We start from the raw sequence: 18,421 nt of genomic DNA on the forward strand, positions 1-18,421 counted from the left end.
GGCGAAGCCGCCGGCGCTGCGGTCAGGCGGCTGCCTGGTCCGGCAGCAGTCCATACACGACATCAACGATGTCCTGCACGGTGCGCACGGCCTTGAACGCTTCCGGCTGCAGGTTGCGGCCGAGCAGTGGCTTGAGCTGCACGATCAGGTCGACCGCATCGATGCTGTCGATGTCCAGGTCGTCGTAGAGCCGGGCCTCGGGGGTGATCCGGGCGGTTTCAATCTCGAAGCTGTCGGTCAGGATGCTGACGATGCGTTCGAACAGTTCATTCTTGGTCATGGCTATTCCTGGCGCCGTTACGACTGGCGGGCGGCGACGAACTCGCCGAGCGCGCGCACGCTGGAGAAATGGCGACGGGTTTCTTCCGAATCGGCCGAGAGGCTGACACCGTACTTCTTCTGCAGCGCCAGGCCCAGCTCCAGCGCGTCGATCGAATCCAGGCCGAGGCCCTCGACGAACAGCGGCGCGGTCGGATCGATGTCCTCCGGCGTGATGTCCTCCAGCGAAAGGGAGGAAATGATCAATTCCTTGATCTCGTGCTCAAGTGCTTGCACGGGGCGGATCTCCAGACAGGTCGAAATAACGAGAAAGGTGCTCGGTGACGCGGCGGGCTGCCAAGGCATCCCCCCTTGGCGAGTCGTCATCGGCCAGGAAGGGCGCGATCGGGATATCTTCGCCGATCTGCAGCCGAACGTGAAAGCGACGTGAGGGGACACGATACCACTTCTGTCCCTTGGTCAACGTGGGCGGGGTGCAGGTGATCCGCACCGGGGTGATGTCCAGCCGGCCACGGACGGCGATGTTGGCGGCCCCGCGCTGCAGCCGCGGCGGCTGGCCCGGCACGCTGCGGGTGCCTTCGGGGAAGATCACCAGGGTGCCGCCGGCGTGCACCGCCGCCACGCAGTCATCGACCAGGCCAGCGCCATCGTCATTGGAGATGTAGCCGGCCGCCCGCACCGGACCGCGCATGAACGGGTTGCAGGCCACGGCCCGTTTCACCACGCAATCGGCGTTGGGCAGCAGCGAGATCAGGCAGACCACGTCGATCAGGGTCGGGTGATTGGCCAGCACCAGCAAACCGTCGCGCTGCAGGCGTTCACCGCCCTCGATCTGGTAGGTCATCACCCCCAGCGCGCGCATCAGGCGCAGATGGCTGGCAAAGGCAACCTGAACCACCCGGCGCGCCCGGCGGCGACGGACCACCGGGTCGCGCATCAGCAGCAGCACCGGCATCACCAGCACGCCCAGCAGCAGGCCACCCATGCCGAATGCGGCAAAGCTCAGGCCGGTGCCGAGCACCCGCCAGGCATGATCGAGGCGGCGCAGCGCCTCAGCCACGGCGCGCCCAGTGCCAGCGCTGGCCGTGGGCCACGTGTTCCAGTGCCGGCGCGCCGGACAACAGGAACCGGTGCAGGTCCAGCGCGTGCGGCAGCGCGCCCGGGCGGTGGCAGGGGCCTCCGGCGCCGCCTCCCACTGCAGGGAGAGGGTCGGCTGGCCCGGCATCGGCGCCGTCAAACGCCAACACCAGGCAAAGAACGGGTCGGGTTCGTCGGCGAACGTCGCGTAAATCTCGGGAAGGCGCGACTCATACACCACGACCCGAACTTCGCGGGCGCCATCGGCGAGCAGACCGGCCGCTTCCAGGCAGGCGGTTTCGACCGTGGCCTGGCCGGAAGCCAGCGCCAGGTAGTTGCCACGGTGGCCGCGCGCGATCGAGTACAACGCCGCGATCGCGTTGTGCACCGACAGGCCGAACCCCGTCGGTGACAAGGGCTGATCACTGGCCAGCGCCCCCAGCAGCTCCATCGAACGGGCCACGTCGCCGTGGCGGCTGGCGAACACCAGCGGGACCTGGTTGTCCGCCCCCTGCCCATCCTCGCACCAGCAGGCAGCCTGGATCGCCATCCGGCCCAGCCGCTCGATGCGGCGGCGCTGCATTGCCGGGATCTCGGCCAGCGCCGGCGTGTCTTCGCCAACCGGCGGATACGGCGCATCGGCCCAGCCCAGCCACTGGCTACGCTCGCTCAGGCCGGGCGCCCAGGCAGCCCAGTCGACGATGGAGAATTCGATCATTTAGCGAAGGTGCTTCAACGGGAGAACGATAGGCACGAGCCATTACGGCGACGCGCGGCGGCCCCCAGTCCTGCAGCCGTGCGTCCGTCCAGGACGTCGCCGGCTGCCCCCCTGGCTGCCGGAAAGGAGCGCACGCTAGCACGTCCTGCACGGGGTGTGCAGGTTTCACATTCCCCAACACGGGAGCCGGCACCGGCGGCCCCCGCTTCAATCGATCAGTGGTAACCGGTATCGGCGTGCACCTTGCCGCGGAACACCCGGTACGACCACGCCGTGTAGCCGAGGATGACCGGCAGCAGAATGACCAGCCCGACCAGGGTGAAGCCCAGCGAGGAGGCCGGCGCGGCGGCCTGCCACAGGGTCATCGACGGTGGCAGCAGGTAGGGCCACATCCCCAGCACCAGGCCGAGGAAGCCAAGTACGAACAGGGCCAGGCTGAGCAGGAACGGCGGCAGGTCACGGCGCGGGTGGGTGGCACTGCGCCACAGCGCAGCGGCTACCGCCAGGGTCAGCAGCGGCACCGGCGACAGCCACCAGAAGTTGCCGTCGCTGAACCAGCGCGCCATCAACCGCGAATCGAGGAACGGCAGCCAGCTGCTGACCAGGCCCATCGCCGCGATCACCGCCACCACCAGCGGCCGGGTCATCTGCCGCGCCAGCGCCTGCACGCGCCCTTCGGTCTTCAGGATCAGCCAGGTGCTGCCCAGCAGCGCATAGCCGGCCACCAGCGCGGCACCGGTCAGCATCGCGAACGGGCTGAACCAGGCGAACGGCCCGCCCTGATAGACACCGTCCACCAGCGGGATGCCCTGCACCAGGGTGCCCAGGATCACGCCCTGGGCGAACGTCGCCAGCAGCGAACCGAGGCCGAAGGCCACGCTCCACAGCCGGCGTGACCGATGTGCCTTGAAGCGGAATTCAAAGGCCACGCCACGGAACACCAGCGCCACCACCAGCACCAGCACCGGCAGGTACAGCGCCGACAACAGCACCGCATAGGCCCTGGGGAAGGCCGCCAGCAGGCCGGCACCACCCAGCACCAGCCAGGTCTCGTTGCCGTCCCAGATCGGCGCGGCGGTGTTCATCATCAGGTCCAGCTGCTCCTCGTCCTCGGCGAAGGGGGCGAGGATGCCGATGCCAAGCACGAAGCCGTCCAGCACCACGTACATCAGCACGCCGAAGCCGATCACCGCGAACCACGCCACCGGCAGCCAGGTCATCAGGTCCACGTCAGCGCTCCTCCAGCGGTTCGTCGGCTGCCGACAGCGGGCGCGCCGGGGTGTGGCTGCCGTGGTCCAGCGACGGCCCTTCGGCGTAGGGCTGCGGTCCGTGGCGCAGGATCTTCACCAGGTACCAGATGCCCCAGCCGAACACGAAGGCATAGCCAACCACGTAGACACCCAGCGACAGCGCGGTCATCCACGCGCTCTGCGGGCCGACCGCATCGGCGGTGCGCAGCAGGCCATACACCACCCATGGCTGGCGCCCCATCTCGGTGACGAACCACCCCGACAGCAGCGCGATGAAACCGCTGGGCAGCATCCAGTTCCAGCCGCGCAGCAGCCATGGCGAATCGAGCAGCTTGTTGCGCCACAGCTGGAAGGCCGACACCCAGGCCAGCAGCAGCATCAGCGTGCCCAGCCCGACCATGATGCGGAAGGCAAAGAACACCGGCGTCACCGGCGGCCGCTCGCTGGCCGGTACCGCGGTCAGCGGGTCGAAGGTGCCGTCCAGGCTGTGGGTCAGGATCACGCTGCCCAGCTTCGGGATGGCCACTTCGAAATCGTTGCGCTCCTCCTTCTCGTTGGGCAGCGCGAACACCACCAGCGGTACGCCCTCGCCTTCCCGGGTCTCATGCCAATGCGCTTCCACCGCCGCGATCTTCATCGGCTGGTGCTTGAGCGTGTTCAGGCCATGCATGTCGCCGACGAAGATCTGCACCGGCACGGTCAGCGCGGCGAATGCCACAGCGGCGATCAGCATGCGCCGGCCCGCTTCCACGTGCGTGCCCCTGCGCAGGTACCACGCACCCACGCCACCAATCACGAAACAGGTGGTGATGAACGAGCCCAGCGCCATGTGCGCGAGGCGGTAGGGGAACGAGGGATTGAACACCACCTGCCACCAGTCCACCGGATGCACGATGCCGTTGACCATCTCGTAGCCGGCCGGCGTGTGCAGCCAGCTGTTGGACGACAGGATCCAGAACGTGGAGAACAGCGTGCCCAGCGCAACCATGCAGGTGGACAGGAAATGCAGGCGCGGCGAGACCCGGCCCCAGCCGAACATCATCACGCCGAGGAAGCTGGCTTCCAGGAAGAACGCGGTCAGCACCTCGTAGGTCAGCAGCGGGCCGATGACCGTGCCGGCCACCTCGCTCAGCCGCGGCCAGTTGGTACCGAACTGGAAGGCCATGACGATGCCGCTGACCACGCCCATGCCGAACGACACCGCGAAGATCTTCTGCCAGAAGAAGTACAGCTCGCGCCACACGGGCAGCCTCGTGCGCAGCCAGCGCCACTCGATGAAGGCCAGCCAGCTGGCCGTACCGATGGTGAAGGCGGGGAACAGCACGTGGAAACTGATGACGAATCCGAACTGGATCCGGGACAACAACAACGCGTCCAAGGGACGCCTCCTGCCTGCGACCGGTGGGATACCGGACCACTTTAGGAGGATTTCGTTAAGACGGGATGCGACCGGGTGACGCGCTGCTTCACTTTGTCGCAGGGGTCAACCGTTCTGGTAGCTGCCAACCTTGGTTGGCACACACGCCCAAACGCCGACCCAGGTCGGCATCCACCCACCGCGATTGGAGCGGCCCCTTGCCCGGCGGGTGCCTCAGTGCCAGAAATACCAGGCCGCCGCAGCCAGCAGGGCGCCAAACAACAGCACCTGCACCACCACATAACCCACGCCACCGTCGCGCGACTCAGCGGCAATGCGCTTCTGCAGCGCCTCGCTCACATCCGGCGTGTCTTCCTGCTGCGCCTGCTCACGCAACGCCTGTGCCAGCGCGCGCGCTTCCGCATCGCGAGGGTCGGTCGGTGGGTTCACAGCAGCTCTCCGGCGGTGGCATGCCGCGTCAGTTCCTGCTTCAGGGTCTGGCGCGCGCGGTGCAGGTGGCTCTTGATGGTACCGCGCGCCAGCCCGGTCACCTGTTCGATCTCGGCCAGATCGAAATCTTCCAGGTAATGCAGGCCGACGATCAGGCGCTGCGGCGGACTCAGCCGTTCCAGTGCCGCGCTGAGCTGGCGCCCGGCCTGTAGCGCCTCGCTCAACTCGGCGGGCCCGGGGCCTTCATCGCCGATGCCCAGTTCCTCCGGCGCCTCCACCGCCACCATCCACTGCGCCTCCAGTCGCCGCCGGCGCAGGTGCTGCAACGCCGTGGTGTAGGCCACCCTTGAGACCCAGGTGCGCAGCGAGGATTCAAAGCGGAACCGGTGCAGCTGGCGGAATACCGCCAGGAAGGTTTCCTGCAGCAGGTCGGCCACCTGGTCGCGGTCGCCGACCATCCGCCCGATCAGATGCGCGCAGGTACGTTGATGGGCCTGCACCAGCTGCGCGAACGCCGGTTGCGAGCCGTCGATGATGGCGATGACCAGGGCGCGGTCGTCGCCCGCGTCCAGCGAGGGCTCAACGCGGACATCGCGGCGGCGTCCCCGCCATGCAGCCAATGCTCCGCCCAGCAGGCTCATGCGCGGGGCGCCCCCTGTGCCCGTGGCATGCCTGCCTCAGCCCTTGCGCGCGGCAGGCCGGGTGAAGTGCCAGGCCAGCAGCTGGCCGAGGCCGGCACTGCCGACCAGCGCGGCAGCGGCACCAAAGGTCAGGTCGCGGGCCCCGATGGCTTCCAGCAGGGCCATGGCCAGGGCCAGGCAGACCAGGCTGATGCCCCAGCGCAACGCACCCTGGCGGCGGCGCTCTTCTTCCAGCACGGCCAGCGAGCGGATCACTTCCTCCGGTACGTGCGGGGCCACCAGCTTGCTGCGCGCGCGTGCATCGGCAATGGCATGGATCGCGTAGGCGATGCAGATGAATAGGGTGATCGGGATCAGTTCCTGCATGGTCGGGCTCCTGTTCGATGGATGATGCGGGTTCAGGAGAATGGATGCGCGACCACGGCAACCGGTTGCACTAGCTGTCCGCCGACGTTTCGCTGGCGCCGGTCGTGTCCGCCGGGTCGGGGAAATAGGTCTCCACCTGAAAATCCAGCTGCAGGTCCGTCATCAGCCGCAGCAACTGCGGATCCAGCTCGAAACCCGCCCATGCCGTCTTTCCAAAGATGCCAACACGCAGGCCGATCCCGGCCCCCTCCTGCAGCAGTTCCCTGATCACGTCGGCGCGTGCCCGCAGGAGATCGATCAACGCCGGCCAGGCATCCATCAGCCAACCGTCCTTTCCCCTCTGCAGTACGAACACCACGCGGGTCGCCGCATGAACCCGGATCAAGGTACCGTCGCGATCCCGATATCCGGTCCCGACATCACGGGAAAACGCCGGTTCCAGATCCAGCCGGGCGGCAATTCCGGCGCCGGCCTCTGTCGGGTGCTGCACGCCCAGAGAGATCCTGTAGTCGTAGCAGTACATATCGGTTCCATCCGAACGGAATGACCATCATGCCGCACACGCCGTCGCAGCGACCCGGGCGGTGCCTTTTTGCCGATTCCGCTGCCATGACCTGTGGCCCCTGCCCCCGGCCCGGACGGCTGCTACCCTTGCCCGGTTTCCTCTTCTGGTGCCGTCCGCCCATGTCCCGAGTGCTGCCCCTGTCCCTCCTGCTGTCGGCCGTGCTGGCCGCACCGGCCGCGCATGCCGCGCCGACGCCGATCACCATCGAACAGGCCATGGCCGACCCGGACTGGATCGGTCCGCCGGTCGAGAAGGCCTGGTGGTCGTGGAACAGCCAGCAGGTGGAATACCAGCTCAAGCGCAACGGCAGCCCGGTGCGCGACACCTTCCGCCAGCCGGTGGCCGGCGGCGTGGCCGCGCAGGTGGCCGATGACCAGCGCGGTACCCTGGACGTCGCCGATCCGGTCTACGACCGCAGCCGCAGCCGCAGCGCCTTCGTGCGCAATGGCGATGTGTTCGTGCGCGACCTGCGCAGTGGCGCGCTGACCCAGCTGACCCGCAGCAACGAGCGCGCGGGCAATGTGAACTTCGCGGCCGACAACGGCGTGATCTGGCGCGTCGGCCAGAACTGGTTCCACTGGACCGCCGCCAGCGGCGTGCAGCAGGTGGCCAGCCTGAAGGCCGAGAAGGACCCGCGCACGCCGCCGAAGGCCGACGTGCTCCGCGACCAGCAGCTGCGCACGCTGGAAACCCTGCGCCGCGACCGCGAGCAGCGCGAGGCATTGAAGGACCAGGACCAGCGCTGGCGCCAGGCGGATCCGACCCGCGCACCGGGCCCGGTCTACCTGGGCGCCGACGTCGAGATCGGTGACAGCGTGCTGTCGCCGGACCTGACCCACCTGATCGTGGTGACCAAGCCGAAGGACTTCGACGACGGCCGCACCAGCAAGATGCCGCTGTACGTGACCGAGTCGGGCTACGAGGAAACCGAGGACACCCGCACCCGCGTCGGCCGCAACGGCTTCGAGCCACACACCCTGTGGTACGTGGACGTGCGCACCGGCAAGGCCGAGAAAGTCTCGCTGTCCGGCCTGCCGGGCATCAGCACCGACCCGCTGGCCGAACTGCGCCGCAAGGCCGGCAAGGATGCGCTGAAGGGCGAGCGCAGCGTGCAGGTGATGAGCGACTTCATGGGCGGCGGCATCCGCTGGAGCGCCGACGGCCAGCAGGCCGCGGTGATGCTGCGTGCCAACGACAACAAGGACCGCTGGATCATCAGCGTCAACGCCGCCGACGGCCGCGTCCAGAACCGCCACCGCCTGACCGACAACGCCTGGATCAACTGGGGCTTCAACGATTTCGGCTGGATGGCCGATGGCCGCACGCTGTGGCTGTTGTCCGAGGAATCGGGCTTCTCGCACCTGTACACCCAGGCCGGCACCGCCAAGCCGCAGGCGCTGACCAGCGGCAAGTGGGAAACCTCGGCACCGGTGCCGTCGGCCGATGGCAAGGGCTTCTACTTCCTGTGCAACCAGCAGGCGCCGCATGATTACGAAGTCTGCGCGGTCGACACCGGCAACCGCCAGGTGCGCGAGCTGACCAGCCTCAACGGCGTGGAAGACTTCTCGCTGTCGCCGGACGGCCAGCAGCTGCTGGTGCGCTACTCCGGCGCCTACCTGCCGCCGCAGTTGGCGGTGCTGCCCAGTGCCGGTGGCCAGGCGCGCGTGCTGACCGACACCCGCACCGCCGACTACAAGGCACGCCAGTGGATCCAGCCGAAGCTGGTGGCAGTGCCGTCCAAGCATGGTGCCGGCGTGGTCTGGGCCAAGTACTACGAACCGGAGAACAAGGAACCGGGCCGCAAGTACCCGATCGTGATGTTCGTGCACGGCGCCGGCTACCTGCAGAACGTGCACCAGCGCTACCCGGCCTATTTTCGCGAGCAGATGTTCCACAACCTGCTGGTGCAGAAGGGCTACATCGTGCTGGACATGGACTACCGCGGCAGCGAGGGCTACGGCCGCGACTGGCGCACGGCGATCTACCGCAACATGGGCCACCCGGAACTGGAAGACTACAAGGACGGCCTGGACTGGCTGGTCGACACCCAGCAGGGTGACCGCGACCACGCCGGCATCTACGGCGGTTCCTATGGCGGCTTCATGACCTTCATGGCGCTGTTCCGTGCGCCGGGCACCTTCAAGGCCGGCGCCGCGCTGCGCCCGGTGGTGGACTGGCACAACTACAACCACGGCTACACCAGCAACATCCTCAACACCCCGGACATCGACCCGGAGGCGTACCGCGTGTCCTCGCCGATCGAGTACGCACAGAACCTGCAGGACAACCTGCTGATCGCCCACGGCATGATGGATGACAACGTGTTCTTCCAGGACTCGGTGAACCTCACCCAGCGCCTGATCGAACTGCACAAGGACAACTGGTCGATCGCCCCCTACCCGCTGGAACGCCACGGCTATGTGCGTGCCGATTCCTGGCTGGACCAGTACAAGCGCATCCTCAAGCTGTTCGAGCAGAACCTGAAGTGAGCAATGCCGCAGCCACGATCCGGATCGTGGCTGCGGTCATCCTGGATGACCGCGGCCGGGCGCTGGTGGTGCGCAAGCAGGGTGCGCGCCGCTTCATCCAGCCCGGTGGCAAGCCCGAACCCGGCGAGGCGCCCCTGCAGGCGCTGGCCCGCGAGCTGGACGAGGAACTGGGCGTGCAGCTGCGCGCCGATGCCGCCATCGCGCTGGGCACGTTCGAGGACTGGGCTGTGAACGAGCCCGGCCACCGCGTGCAGGCACAGGCGTGGTGGGTGCAGGTGGACGGTGCGCCGCAGGCGCGCGCCGAAATTGCCGAACTGGCCTGGGTGCCGCTGCAACCGCCGCATGGCCTACCCTTGGCACCCTTGAGCGAACACCATATCCTGCCGGCCGTCGCCACCCGGGCGACGGCCCGCTGAGCAGGCGGGCGCCGACTGCAAGGACATCGGATGTCAATGTCGATCCCGTCGATCCCCTCGCCGCTTTCCCCGGCCTATCACGCCTGGGTGCGCCCGGTCGCACAGGCTTCGTTCTGGCTGTCACTGCTGCTGACGATCTACTTCGTGCTGCAGGGACTGGTGCTGTGGCCGCTGCAGAACCTCAGGCTGTGGCGCCTGGTGGAAAGCGAAGTGCAGCAACAGCAGCTGCACAGCCTGGTCTGGCTGCTGGCGCACCCGGTGGCCGCGTCAATGGTCGTCGCGCTGTTGTGCCTGGCCTCGACCGTGTCCAGCTGGGGCCTGCTGCGTGAACGTCGCTGGGGCCTGTGGAGCTTCGTGGTACTGCTGCTGCTGAGTGCCCTGACCAACTTCGCAGCCGCCTGGTGGCTGGACCTGTTCATGGGCGACTTCATTCCGCTGCTGGCCGATGACCCGGCCCTGCTGCAGGAGCTGCAGCTGAAACGCTGGCTGATCACGCTGACCGTGGTCGGCATGTCGTTCGTGCTTCTCGGCCTGCAGGGCTGGCTGGCCTGGCGACTGCTGCGCCCCGACGTGCGCGCGCGCTTCCACTGAGTTCTGCCGGGCGTGGGCCAGGGCCTCCGGCAGCACCCGGCGTTTGCCTTTGATCGTCAAGGAGACGACATGCTCTCACGCGCACCGTACCGCCACTGGCTGGCCTGGGCGTTGCTGCTGGCCACGCCGGTGGCCGCGGCACAGTCACCGCAATGCGGCCTGTTCGAGGCCGACGAAGGCAGCAGCACGCTGCGTGTCAGCTCATCCAACCGCGGCGAGCAGAAGCACTTCGGCAGCGCACCGACGCCGGTCGCGTTCCAGCAGATCGACGGAAAGCTGCAGCTGGTGAACCTGGAGTACGGCCTGCCCAGCGTGCTGCAAGTGCGCGATCGGGGCCGCACGGTCGAGGTGGATGGCACGGTCTACACCCTGCAGGCCCCCGCACAATGCGCCGCAGCCGCCACCCCGGCTGAAGGCAGCTGCCTGGCCGATGCGGCGGCGTGCCTGGACAACCGTCGCGAAGCGACCCCGACCGTGCTGGCAGCGGCTTGCCGGGAGGGCGTGCCCGGCATGTGCCTGCAGTTGGCCGATCGCTGGCATGACGAGGCCAGGGCGCCGGCCACGCCGGATGAGGCGCAGCAACAGGCCATCCTCGATACCGCACTGGCCGGCATCGAACTGCCTGTGCCGTGCCGGAATGGCGGCTTCAGCAACGAGACACCGGCCTGTGCAGCGGCGCTGGAAGCGGATCCGGCGCTGCAGGAGCAGATCGTCAAGGCCGCGATGGGTGCGGCGATGGTTGAAGCGGTGAGCTCCGTGCTGTCACCCTCCACGCCGGTGGTGGTGCCGGCCGCGCAGCGCCAGCAGCTGTTGCAGTTGTGCCAGCAGGTCGGCCATGGCGGCTTCTGCAGCCGCGTGGCCGAGCTCTCGTGGGAATCCGGCGACCCCTTGCAGGCGGTGCAGGCACTGGCCACAGCGTGCGCGCCCGGCAAGGACAGCGCCGCCTGTGAGCGCCTGCCTGCGTTGCGGGCGCTGGGCGCCTCGTTGCGGCCGCAGCCGGCTACGGCGCTGCCCTGCGGTACCTTCCGCGCCGCAGGTGGCCTGATGGATACGCTGGACTTCGGCGATGCGGGACGGGTCGGCATCGGCTGGGACAGCCAGCTGCGTGCCCGTGTCGAAGAGGGCGACATCCGCATCCGCCACGACAAGGGCGGCGACTTCGTGCTGCGGCCGTTGCCCGGGGGCCAGCTGCTGGGCCTGGACACGTGGACACGCTTCCAGGTGTTCGTGCCGACCGGCGAGGGCGCGAGCACCTGCAGCCCGCCGAAACACTACACGGTGCTGCCGCTGCCGCAGGACTGCCCACTGGCGCTGGCCAACGAGGACGGCGCCGACGCCTGCTGTGCGCAGGGCAAGCTGCAGGGCTGCAACATACTCGGCAACCGGCTGGCGCTGTCCGGGCACTGGCTGCAGGCCGCAGAGCACTACACCACGGTCTGCCGCGCCGGCGTCCGCGAAGGGTGCGAGAACCTGGTCACCGCGCAGGGCAATGGGGCGGACGTGGATGCACGCGCCATCCTGGGGCAACTGTGCGAGGCCGACCGCAGCGGCCTGCATGTGGCCTGCGATGTGCTCGGAACCCAGAACTGGGAGCTGATCACGCTGGGCGGTGCCCTGCAGAAGGCGGTTGATGAAGCGGCCCTGGACGACGCTCCGGCGCCGCGCACTACCAACAGCAAGCGCTGAGCCTGCCAGGGCCTGTCCGCGGCGTTGGCCGGGGCCTGCGGTAAAGTACGCGCCATGAACGAATTCGAGCGCGTTCGCGCCTACCTCACCGAGCTGCAGGACCGCATCTGTGCGGCGATCGAGGCCGTCGATGGCCGGGCCCGCTTCCAGGAAGACCTGTGGCAGCGTGCCGAGGGCGGTGGCGGGCGTACCCGCGTGCTGCGCGACGGTGCGGTGTTCGAGCAGGCCGGCATCGGCTTCTCCGACGTGGCTGGCAGCCGCCTGCCACCGTCAGCCTCGGCCAACCGCCCGGAACTGGCGGGCGCCTCCTGGCGCGCCACCGGCGTGTCGCTGGTGTTCCACCCGCTCAACCCGTACGTGCCGACCACCCATGCCAACGTGCGCTTCTTCCAGGCGCAGCGCGACGGCGAAGTGGTGGCCAGCTGGTTCGGCGGCGGCTTCGACCTGACCCCGTTCTACCCGTTCGACGAGGACGTGCAGCATTGGCACCGGGTCGCACGCGACCTGTGCACGCCGTTCGGCGAAGAACGCTATGCCGCGCACAAGCGCTGGTGCGACGAATACTTCTTCCTGCGCCACCGCAATGAAACGCGCGGCGTCGGCGGCCTGTTCTTCGATGACCTGCACGGCGACTTCGAGCGCGATTTCGCTTATCTGCGTGCGGTCGGCGATGGCTTCCTCGATGCGTACCTGCCGATCGTGCAGCAGCGCAAGGACGCCCTTTACGGCGAGCGCGAACGCGAGTTCCAGCTGTACCGCCGCGGCCGCTACGTGGAATTCAACCTGGTCTACGACCGCGGTACCCTGTTCGGGCTGCAGAGCGGTGGCCGCAGCGAAAGCATCCTGATGAGCCTGCCACCGCGGGTGCGCTGGGAATACGGCTTCTCGCCCGAACCGGGCAGCCCCGAATCGCGCCTGGCCGACTATCTGGTGCCGCGCGACTGGGTCTGAGGGGTGCCGTCGCGCGGGGCGTGGGCTCGGCGCTGGTCAGCTGCCCTTCCGCGCGATGATGGTGATGTGCCCGGTGGTCTCCAGCAGGGCAATCTGCACGTCTTCAATCTGCAGCCCGCCCTGCTGGCGCAGCGCGGCATCGAAGTCGGCGCGGCTGATCAGCTCGCGGCGAAGTACCGCCTCGAACAGGCGACCATCGCGCGCGATTACGGTGGGTTCTCCTTCGATCAACCGCTCCATCCGCCGGTTCCGGGTGGTCAGCCAGCCCACCCCGTAGTTCAGCAGGATCAGGGTCGCCGCCAGCAGCAGGCCGCCGCCCAGCGAGGTGTCAGCGCCCAGCAGCGCGTTCTGCACCGCGTTGCCCAGCAGCACGATCAGCAGCACGTCGAAGGGCGTGATCTGCCCCAGGGCCCGCTTGCCGCCCAGCCGGACCATGCCCAGCACCACGACATACACCACCACCGCGCGCAGGATGAATTCCCACCACGGCATGGCCAGGGCGAACAGGTCGGGCATGGTCTTCCCCTGCGGAACGGTGGCCCAGCCTAGCACCTGGGGTCAGATCCCTTTGCCCGACGGGCAAAGGGATCTGACCCCATCCGAGGTTCCGTTGGCGCAAATAAAAAGCCCCGCTGACCAGGGGGAGGTCAACGGGGCCGGGGAACGGGCACTTGGGGAGGAGTCCCCGTTCCGAGATCTGCTCCAGGGGATGGGAGAGATCCACAACAGGCATTGCGCCTGTCGGGAGTTATAGAAGCACTCCGAACACTAACGGTTCGTGAAGGGGCCCCATTTAATGAATTTCAATCGGGGCAACATTCATGGTCGAGTCAGAAACCCCCGACTCATGAACACATTCACATCGTTTTCGGCCTGAATTCCGTCAGTGCGCCTCATCCCAGTTGCTGCCGACGCCGGTATCGACCACCAGCGGCACTCGCAGTTTGGCCGCTTGCGACATGCGCTCCACCACCTGCAAACGCAGGTCTTCAACGAAACTGCTTTCGGTTTCGAAGACCAGTTCATCGTGCACCTGCAGGATCATCCGCGCTGGTGCCCCGCTGTCGCGCAGCCACTGGTCCACATCCACCATTGCACGCTTGATGATGTCGGCGGCGGTGCCCTGCATCGGCGCGTTGATCGCGGCGCGCTCGGCACCGGCACGCAGGCCCTGGTTGCGGGCGTGGATGTCGTTCAGGTACAGGCGGCGGCCGGACAGGGTTTCCACGTAGCCCTGGTCACGGGCCTGCTGGCGCATCCGCTCCATGAAGTCGCGCACGCCCGGATAGCGGCTGAAGTACAGCGCCACGTAGTCCTGTGCCTGGCCACGGTCGATGCCCAGATTGCGGGCCAGGCCGAAGGCGCTCATGCCGTACATCAGGCCGAAGTTGATCGCCTTGGCGGCGCGGCGCTCGTTCGGGGTCACTTCCTCCAGCGTGCGCCCGAACACCTCGGCGGCGGTGGCGCGGTGCACGTCGGCGCCCTGCTCGAAGGCGCGCACCAGGCCCGGATCCTCGGACAGGTGGGCCATGATCCGCAGCTCGATCTGCGAATAGTCGGCGGCCAGCAGCTGGAAGCCCTCCGGCGCCACGAACGCGCGGCGGATGCGGCGGCCGTCCTCGGTGCGGATCGGGATGTTCTGCAGGTTCGGGTCCGATGAGGACAGGCGGCCGGTGGCGGCACCAGACTGGTGGTAACTGGTATGCACCCGGCCGGTGTCCGGGTTGACCATCTCCGGCAGCTTGTCGGTATAGGTGCTGCGCAGCTTGGCCAACCCGCGGTAGTCGAGGATCACCCGTGGCAGCTCGTGCTGGTCGGCAATTGCCTCCAGTGCCTCTTCATTGGTGCTGGGCTGGCCCTTCGGGGTCTTCACCACCGCCGGCAGCTTCAGCTCGTCGAACAGCACCGCCTGCAGCTGCTTGGGCGAATCCAGGTTGAAGCTGCGGCCGGCCAGCTCGGTGGCCTTCTGCTGCGCGGCCAGCATGCGCGAGGACAGGTCCTGGCTCTGCCGGCGCAGTTCGTCGGTGTCGATCCGCACGCCGTTGGCTTCAATGCTGGTCAGCACCGGCACCAGCGGCATCTCGATGTCGCGGTACACGCTGTCCAGCGCCGGCTCGGCCAGCAGCTGCGGCTGCAGCGCGCGATGGAGGCGCAGGGTAATGTCGGCGTCCTCGGCCGCATAGCGGCTGGCTTCGTCGATGCCCACCTGCGAGAACGGAATCTGCTTGGCGCCCTTGCCGGCCACGTCCTCGAACTTGAGGGTGGTGTAGCCCAGGTAACGCAGGGCCAGCGAATCCATGTCGTGGCGGGTGGCGGTGGAGTTGAGCACGAAGCTCTCGAGCATGGTGTCGTCGTGGTAGCCCTGCACCTCCACGCCGTGGCGGCGCAGCACATGCAGGTCGTACTTGCCGTGCTGGCCCAGCTTCTTCTTCGCCGGGTCCTGCAGCACCGGCCGCAGCGCATCCAGCACCTGCTGCATCGGCAGCTGGGCCGGCGCACCCGGGTAATCGTGGCCGACCGGAATGTAGGCCGCCCTGCCCGGCTCGACAGCCAGGCTGACGCCGACCAGGCGCGCGCGCATCGCGTCCAGCGCATCGGTTTCAGTATCGAAGCTGATCAGCTCGGCCTGCTGCAGGCGCTCGACCCAGGCCTGCAGCTGCCCGCTGGTCAGCACGGTCTCGTATTCACCCGGCGCGGACAGTGCCGGATCCAGCGTGCCGGCGGCGGGCGCCTCGACGCTGCCACGCGCGAAGCCGGCCGCAGTGCCGCGCAGGCTCGGGGTCGCCTCGCTGGCGGCCACCGGTGCCGGCACAGGCGCGCCCAGCTCCTTCAGCGCCTGGGTGAAACCATAGCGCGTATACAGCTCGGTCAGCGCCGGAACATCCTGCTCGCGCAGCGCCAGCGTGGTCGGGCTGGCCTCCAGTTCCACATCGGTGCGGATCGTCACCAATTCGCGGTTCAGCGGCAGGCGTTCCAGCGCAGCGCGCAGGTTCTCGCCGATCTTGCCCTTCATGGTCGGCGCGGCCGCCATCACCCCGTCCAGGTGCTGGTACTCGGCCAGCCACTTGGCAGCGGTCTTCGGCCCGCACTTCTCCACACCCGGCACGTTGTCGACCGCGTCGCCCATCAGCGCCAGCAGGTCGATGATCTGATCGGCGCGCACACCGAACTTGTCCATCACCGCCGCGTCGGAATTCATGCGGCTGCCGGTCATGGTGTTGACCAGCTCGATGCCCGGCCGCACCAGCTGGGCGAAGTCCTTGTCACCGGTGGAAATGGTCACCTTCAGGTCCTGCGCCAGGCCCTGCAGCGCAAGCGTGCCGATCACATCGTCGGCTTCCACGCCGGGGATGCGCAGGATGCTGATGCCCAGCGCTTCGACGATGCGGCACATCGGCTCGACCTGGCTGCGCAGTTCATCGGGCATCGGCGGGCGGTTGGCCTTGTACTGGTCGTACAGGTCATCACGGAAGGTCTTGCCGGGCGCATCGACCACGAACGCGACGTAGGCCGGGCGCTCCTTCAGCGTCGAACGCAGCATGTTGACCACGCCGAACAGCGCGCCGGTGGGTTCACCCTGTGCATTGGACAGGGGCGGCAGCGCGTGGAACGCGCGGTACAGGTAACTGGACCCGTCGATCAGGACTAATCTGCTCATGCGCTGATTCTACGCGCCCGTGCCTGCACCGCGGCGACACGGCGCGCACACCGCGATGGGGCATAATCAGGGCTCTTTCCAGGCAAAGGCCCCCGCCGATGAAGACCCTGATGCTGGCTTCCCTGCTCCTGCTCGCTGGCTGCGCCAGCATGGGTGGCGCGGGTGCTCCCCCGGTGGACGTCAAGGGCGCGGATGTGTCCAGGCGCACCATGGACAACGGTGACACCATCGAGGAATACCGTGTGTCCGGCCAGCTGCGCATGGTCAAGGTGACCCCGTCGCGCGGTGCTCCGTTCTACATGTACGACAAGAACGGCGACGGCCGCATGGACAACGACAAGGACGGTGTCTCGCCGGTCTACTGGAAGCTGTACAGCTGGTGAGGTGACCGGGGTTGTGACCGGGGTCGGATCCCTTTCCACAGGAAAGGGCTCTGACCCCCTCGAAGCCATCGGCACGGCCGCCGATCCCCCCACAAAAAAACAACGCCGGCACGCATCCTGCGCACCGGCGTCGGGTCCCCTCCCCGGGGAACGCTTCAATCAGCGGGTATGGATCAGCGGATGACCAGTACCGGCAGCGTGCTGCGCGCCAGCACCTCGGCAGTCTGGCTGCCCAGCAGTACACGGGTCACGCCACGGCGGCCGTGCGAGGTCATCACGATCAGGTCGCTGTTGCGCTCGGCCGCCGTCTCGATGATGCCGTCGGCCGCGTAGCGGTCCAGCACGTGCACCGGGTTGGCCGTGATGCCCTGCTCGGCGGCCTTGGCCAGCGCCGGCTGCAGCACCTTCTGCGCGCCCTCCTCGCGGTCAGCCTTGTATTCCGGGCTGTTCATGTAGCCCACGCTCCAGCCCATGGCGTCATACATGCCCACGGCCCACGGCTCGGACACGGTCACGATATCGACCTCGGCATTGAGGTCCTTGGCCAGCTCCAGGCCCTTGGCCAGGCCCTTGTCGGCCAGCTCGGACCCGTCAGTGGCAATCAGGATGCGCTTGTACATGGTAGGGCTCCGTGGCGGTCTGCCAGATGGGAACAACACCATTACACACCGGATGTGGAGGCGGCGCCTTGAGCAGGATCAATCCGGCGCCGTGCAGCGGCCCGTGCGCGCCACCCGCTTGCCCGCCCCCCTTCTGTAGAGCCGAGCCCATGCTCGGCTTCGGATGCATGAGCCGAGCATGACTCGGCTCCACATTTTCCGCCCTCAGGCGATCTGCACCACGCGTGCGTTCTGGCACAGGGGTAGCTGCCCACGAATTCAGCGATCGCATCGCGCATCGTCTCGAACGATTGGCCGTACATGTACAGCGCGGTCTCGCTCGGGCCCTGCCACCAGCTGCAGATCTCGCCAAGGCCATCAATGCGCTCGGACAGCTGCTCGAACACGTGGTTGGAATCGCACTGTTCGTAGACCTCGTCCGGCAGGTTCAGGCCATCCAGGTAGATGCCCAGGCCCTCGGTCACGCCGAAGCTGCGATCGGCTTCACCCGCGCCCTGGATCTTCGAGCCCTTCGGCGCACCCAGCTGTTCCAGCAGATCGATCAGCTTCGGCACGCCATCGGCATCGACCAGCGCCACTTCGATATCGCCGTATTCGACCTCGCCGTCGTCGGACATCGCGGTGCCGCCACCGGTGATCTCGCCGACATTGGCCGCCTGCAGCAGCGCATCGAGCGGATCTTCGAACAGCTCGTGGCGATGTTCGGGCTGCAGCCGGGCATTCAAGGTCACGGTGACGTGCAGCGCGGGTTCGGTCATGGGGGCGTTCCTGGAAGAAGTGCCGCCTATTGTAGAGCCGAAGGTAGCGGCAGGAGCCGCTGCCAACGTCGCTTGCGACGGCCTGAAGGGTGCCGGTCAGGACGACCGGCATAGCTTGCTCGACTGCCCTTTGCGCACCCCTGTAGAGCCGAGCCCATGCTCGGCT

The 18,421-nt window shown here is 67.7% G+C and carries 18 protein-coding genes and 2 pseudogenes; 6 read left to right on the forward strand and 14 right to left on the reverse strand.

The annotated features are described in order from the left end of the window. Window positions 1-22: 22 nt before the first annotated feature. From DL544_RS20555 to DL544_RS20600, 10 genes and pseudogenes are all read right to left on the reverse strand, one after another. The gene (locus DL544_RS20555; protein WP_005420312.1) at window positions 23-280 is read right to left on the reverse strand and encodes an acyl carrier protein; all 258 of its coding nucleotides are present in this window, start codon (window positions 278-280) and stop codon (window positions 23-25) included. A 17-nt stretch (window positions 281-297) separates the two neighbouring features. Further along, on the reverse strand, window positions 298-555 hold the full coding sequence (locus tag DL544_RS20560; RefSeq protein ID WP_005411610.1) for a phosphopantetheine-binding protein: 258 nt from the start codon (window positions 553-555) through the stop codon (window positions 298-300). Next, window positions 542-1,339 (reverse strand): lysophospholipid acyltransferase family protein, encoded by a 798-nt coding sequence (locus tag DL544_RS22665; RefSeq protein ID WP_005420313.1) that lies wholly within the window; start codon window positions 1,337-1,339, stop codon window positions 542-544. Before DL544_RS22665 ends, DL544_RS20560 begins: the two co-directional genes overlap by 14 nt. Beyond that, window positions 1,332-2,074, reverse strand: a pseudogene (locus DL544_RS22670) (beta-ketoacyl synthase chain length factor). The gene DL544_RS22665 and the pseudogene DL544_RS22670 overlap by 8 nt, the downstream one beginning before the upstream one ends. Before the next feature lie 215 nt (window positions 2,075-2,289). After that, window positions 2,290-3,303 carry a cytochrome d ubiquinol oxidase subunit II gene (gene cydB / locus DL544_RS20575; RefSeq protein ID WP_065177835.1) on the reverse strand — a complete coding sequence of 338 codons (1,014 nt, stop codon included), beginning with the start codon at window positions 3,301-3,303 and terminating at the stop codon, window positions 2,290-2,292. 1 nt (window position 3,304) lies between these two features. Then, on the reverse strand, window positions 3,305-4,702 hold the full coding sequence (locus tag DL544_RS20580; protein WP_065177834.1) for a cytochrome ubiquinol oxidase subunit I: 1,398 nt from the start codon (window positions 4,700-4,702) through the stop codon (window positions 3,305-3,307). Between the two features lie 213 nt (window positions 4,703-4,915). Further along, window positions 4,916-5,131: a hypothetical protein gene (locus tag DL544_RS20585; RefSeq protein ID WP_053498343.1), complete on the reverse strand. Its 216-nt coding sequence runs from the start codon at window positions 5,129-5,131 to the stop codon at window positions 4,916-4,918. Continuing rightward, entirely contained in the window at window positions 5,128-5,772 is a 645-nt protein-coding gene (locus tag DL544_RS20590) for an RNA polymerase sigma factor (protein WP_005420322.1), read from the reverse strand. Before DL544_RS20590 ends, DL544_RS20585 begins: the two co-directional genes overlap by 4 nt. A gap of 36 nt (window positions 5,773-5,808) precedes the next feature. Next, entirely contained in the window at window positions 5,809-6,138 is a 330-nt protein-coding gene (locus tag DL544_RS20595) for a hypothetical protein (protein WP_005414880.1), read from the reverse strand. A gap of 70 nt (window positions 6,139-6,208) precedes the next feature. After that, window positions 6,209-6,661: a hypothetical protein gene (locus DL544_RS20600; protein WP_005420323.1), complete on the reverse strand. Its 453-nt coding sequence runs from the start codon at window positions 6,659-6,661 to the stop codon at window positions 6,209-6,211. A 161-nt stretch (window positions 6,662-6,822) separates the two neighbouring features. Between DL544_RS20600 and DL544_RS20605 the strand changes: the two genes are divergently transcribed. The 5 genes from DL544_RS20605 to hemF all read left to right on the forward strand — a co-directional run bounded on the left by DL544_RS20605 (window position 6,823) and on the right by hemF (window position 12,836). Further along, entirely contained in the window at window positions 6,823-9,192 is a 2,370-nt protein-coding gene (locus tag DL544_RS20605; RefSeq protein ID WP_065177831.1) for a S9 family peptidase, read from the forward strand. Then, complete coding sequence (locus tag DL544_RS20610; protein ID WP_005420325.1) at window positions 9,189-9,608, forward strand: NUDIX hydrolase; 420 nt, start codon at window positions 9,189-9,191, stop codon at window positions 9,606-9,608. The genes DL544_RS20605 and DL544_RS20610 overlap by 4 nt, the downstream gene beginning before the upstream one ends. A gap of 30 nt (window positions 9,609-9,638) precedes the next feature. Next, window positions 9,639-10,199 carry a hypothetical protein gene (locus tag DL544_RS20615; RefSeq protein ID WP_032954647.1) on the forward strand — a complete coding sequence of 187 codons (561 nt, stop codon included), beginning with the start codon at window positions 9,639-9,641 and terminating at the stop codon, window positions 10,197-10,199. Window positions 10,200-10,268: 69 nt separating this feature from the next. Continuing rightward, window positions 10,269-11,885 (forward strand): hypothetical protein, encoded by a 1,617-nt coding sequence (locus DL544_RS20620; RefSeq protein WP_139728000.1) that lies wholly within the window; start codon window positions 10,269-10,271, stop codon window positions 11,883-11,885. A gap of 54 nt (window positions 11,886-11,939) precedes the next feature. After that, a complete protein-coding gene (gene hemF, locus DL544_RS20625; protein ID WP_005420328.1) occupies window positions 11,940-12,836 on the forward strand; it encodes an oxygen-dependent coproporphyrinogen oxidase in 897 nt (298 codons plus the stop codon). Between the two features lie 36 nt (window positions 12,837-12,872). On the opposite strand, the gene DL544_RS20630 is transcribed toward hemF, so the two are convergent. After that, complete coding sequence (locus tag DL544_RS20630) at window positions 12,873-13,352, reverse strand: DUF421 domain-containing protein (protein WP_053498330.1); 480 nt, start codon at window positions 13,350-13,352, stop codon at window positions 12,873-12,875. A 367-nt stretch (window positions 13,353-13,719) separates the two neighbouring features. Then, the gene (polA, locus tag DL544_RS20635) at window positions 13,720-16,494 is read right to left on the reverse strand and encodes a DNA polymerase I (protein WP_139728002.1); all 2,775 of its coding nucleotides are present in this window, start codon (window positions 16,492-16,494) and stop codon (window positions 13,720-13,722) included. A gap of 98 nt (window positions 16,495-16,592) precedes the next feature. On the opposite strand from polA, the gene DL544_RS20640 reads away from it, so the two are divergent. Next, window positions 16,593-16,877 (forward strand): DUF2782 domain-containing protein, encoded by a 285-nt coding sequence (locus DL544_RS20640; RefSeq protein WP_005420332.1) that lies wholly within the window; start codon window positions 16,593-16,595, stop codon window positions 16,875-16,877. Between the two features lie 173 nt (window positions 16,878-17,050). Here the strand turns inward: DL544_RS20640 and DL544_RS20645 are convergent, their stop codons facing one another. Next, window positions 17,051-17,497 carry a universal stress protein gene (locus tag DL544_RS20645; RefSeq protein WP_005420335.1) on the reverse strand — a complete coding sequence of 149 codons (447 nt, stop codon included), beginning with the start codon at window positions 17,495-17,497 and terminating at the stop codon, window positions 17,051-17,053. A 204-nt stretch (window positions 17,498-17,701) separates the two neighbouring features. Continuing rightward, window positions 17,702-18,255 (reverse strand): annotated as a pseudogene (locus DL544_RS20650) (hypothetical protein). Between the last annotated feature and the right edge of the window lie 166 nt (window positions 18,256-18,421).

The organism is Stenotrophomonas sp. pho, assembly GCF_006228405.1.
Classification (GTDB): Bacteria; Pseudomonadota; Gammaproteobacteria; order Xanthomonadales; family Xanthomonadaceae; genus Stenotrophomonas; species Stenotrophomonas sepilia.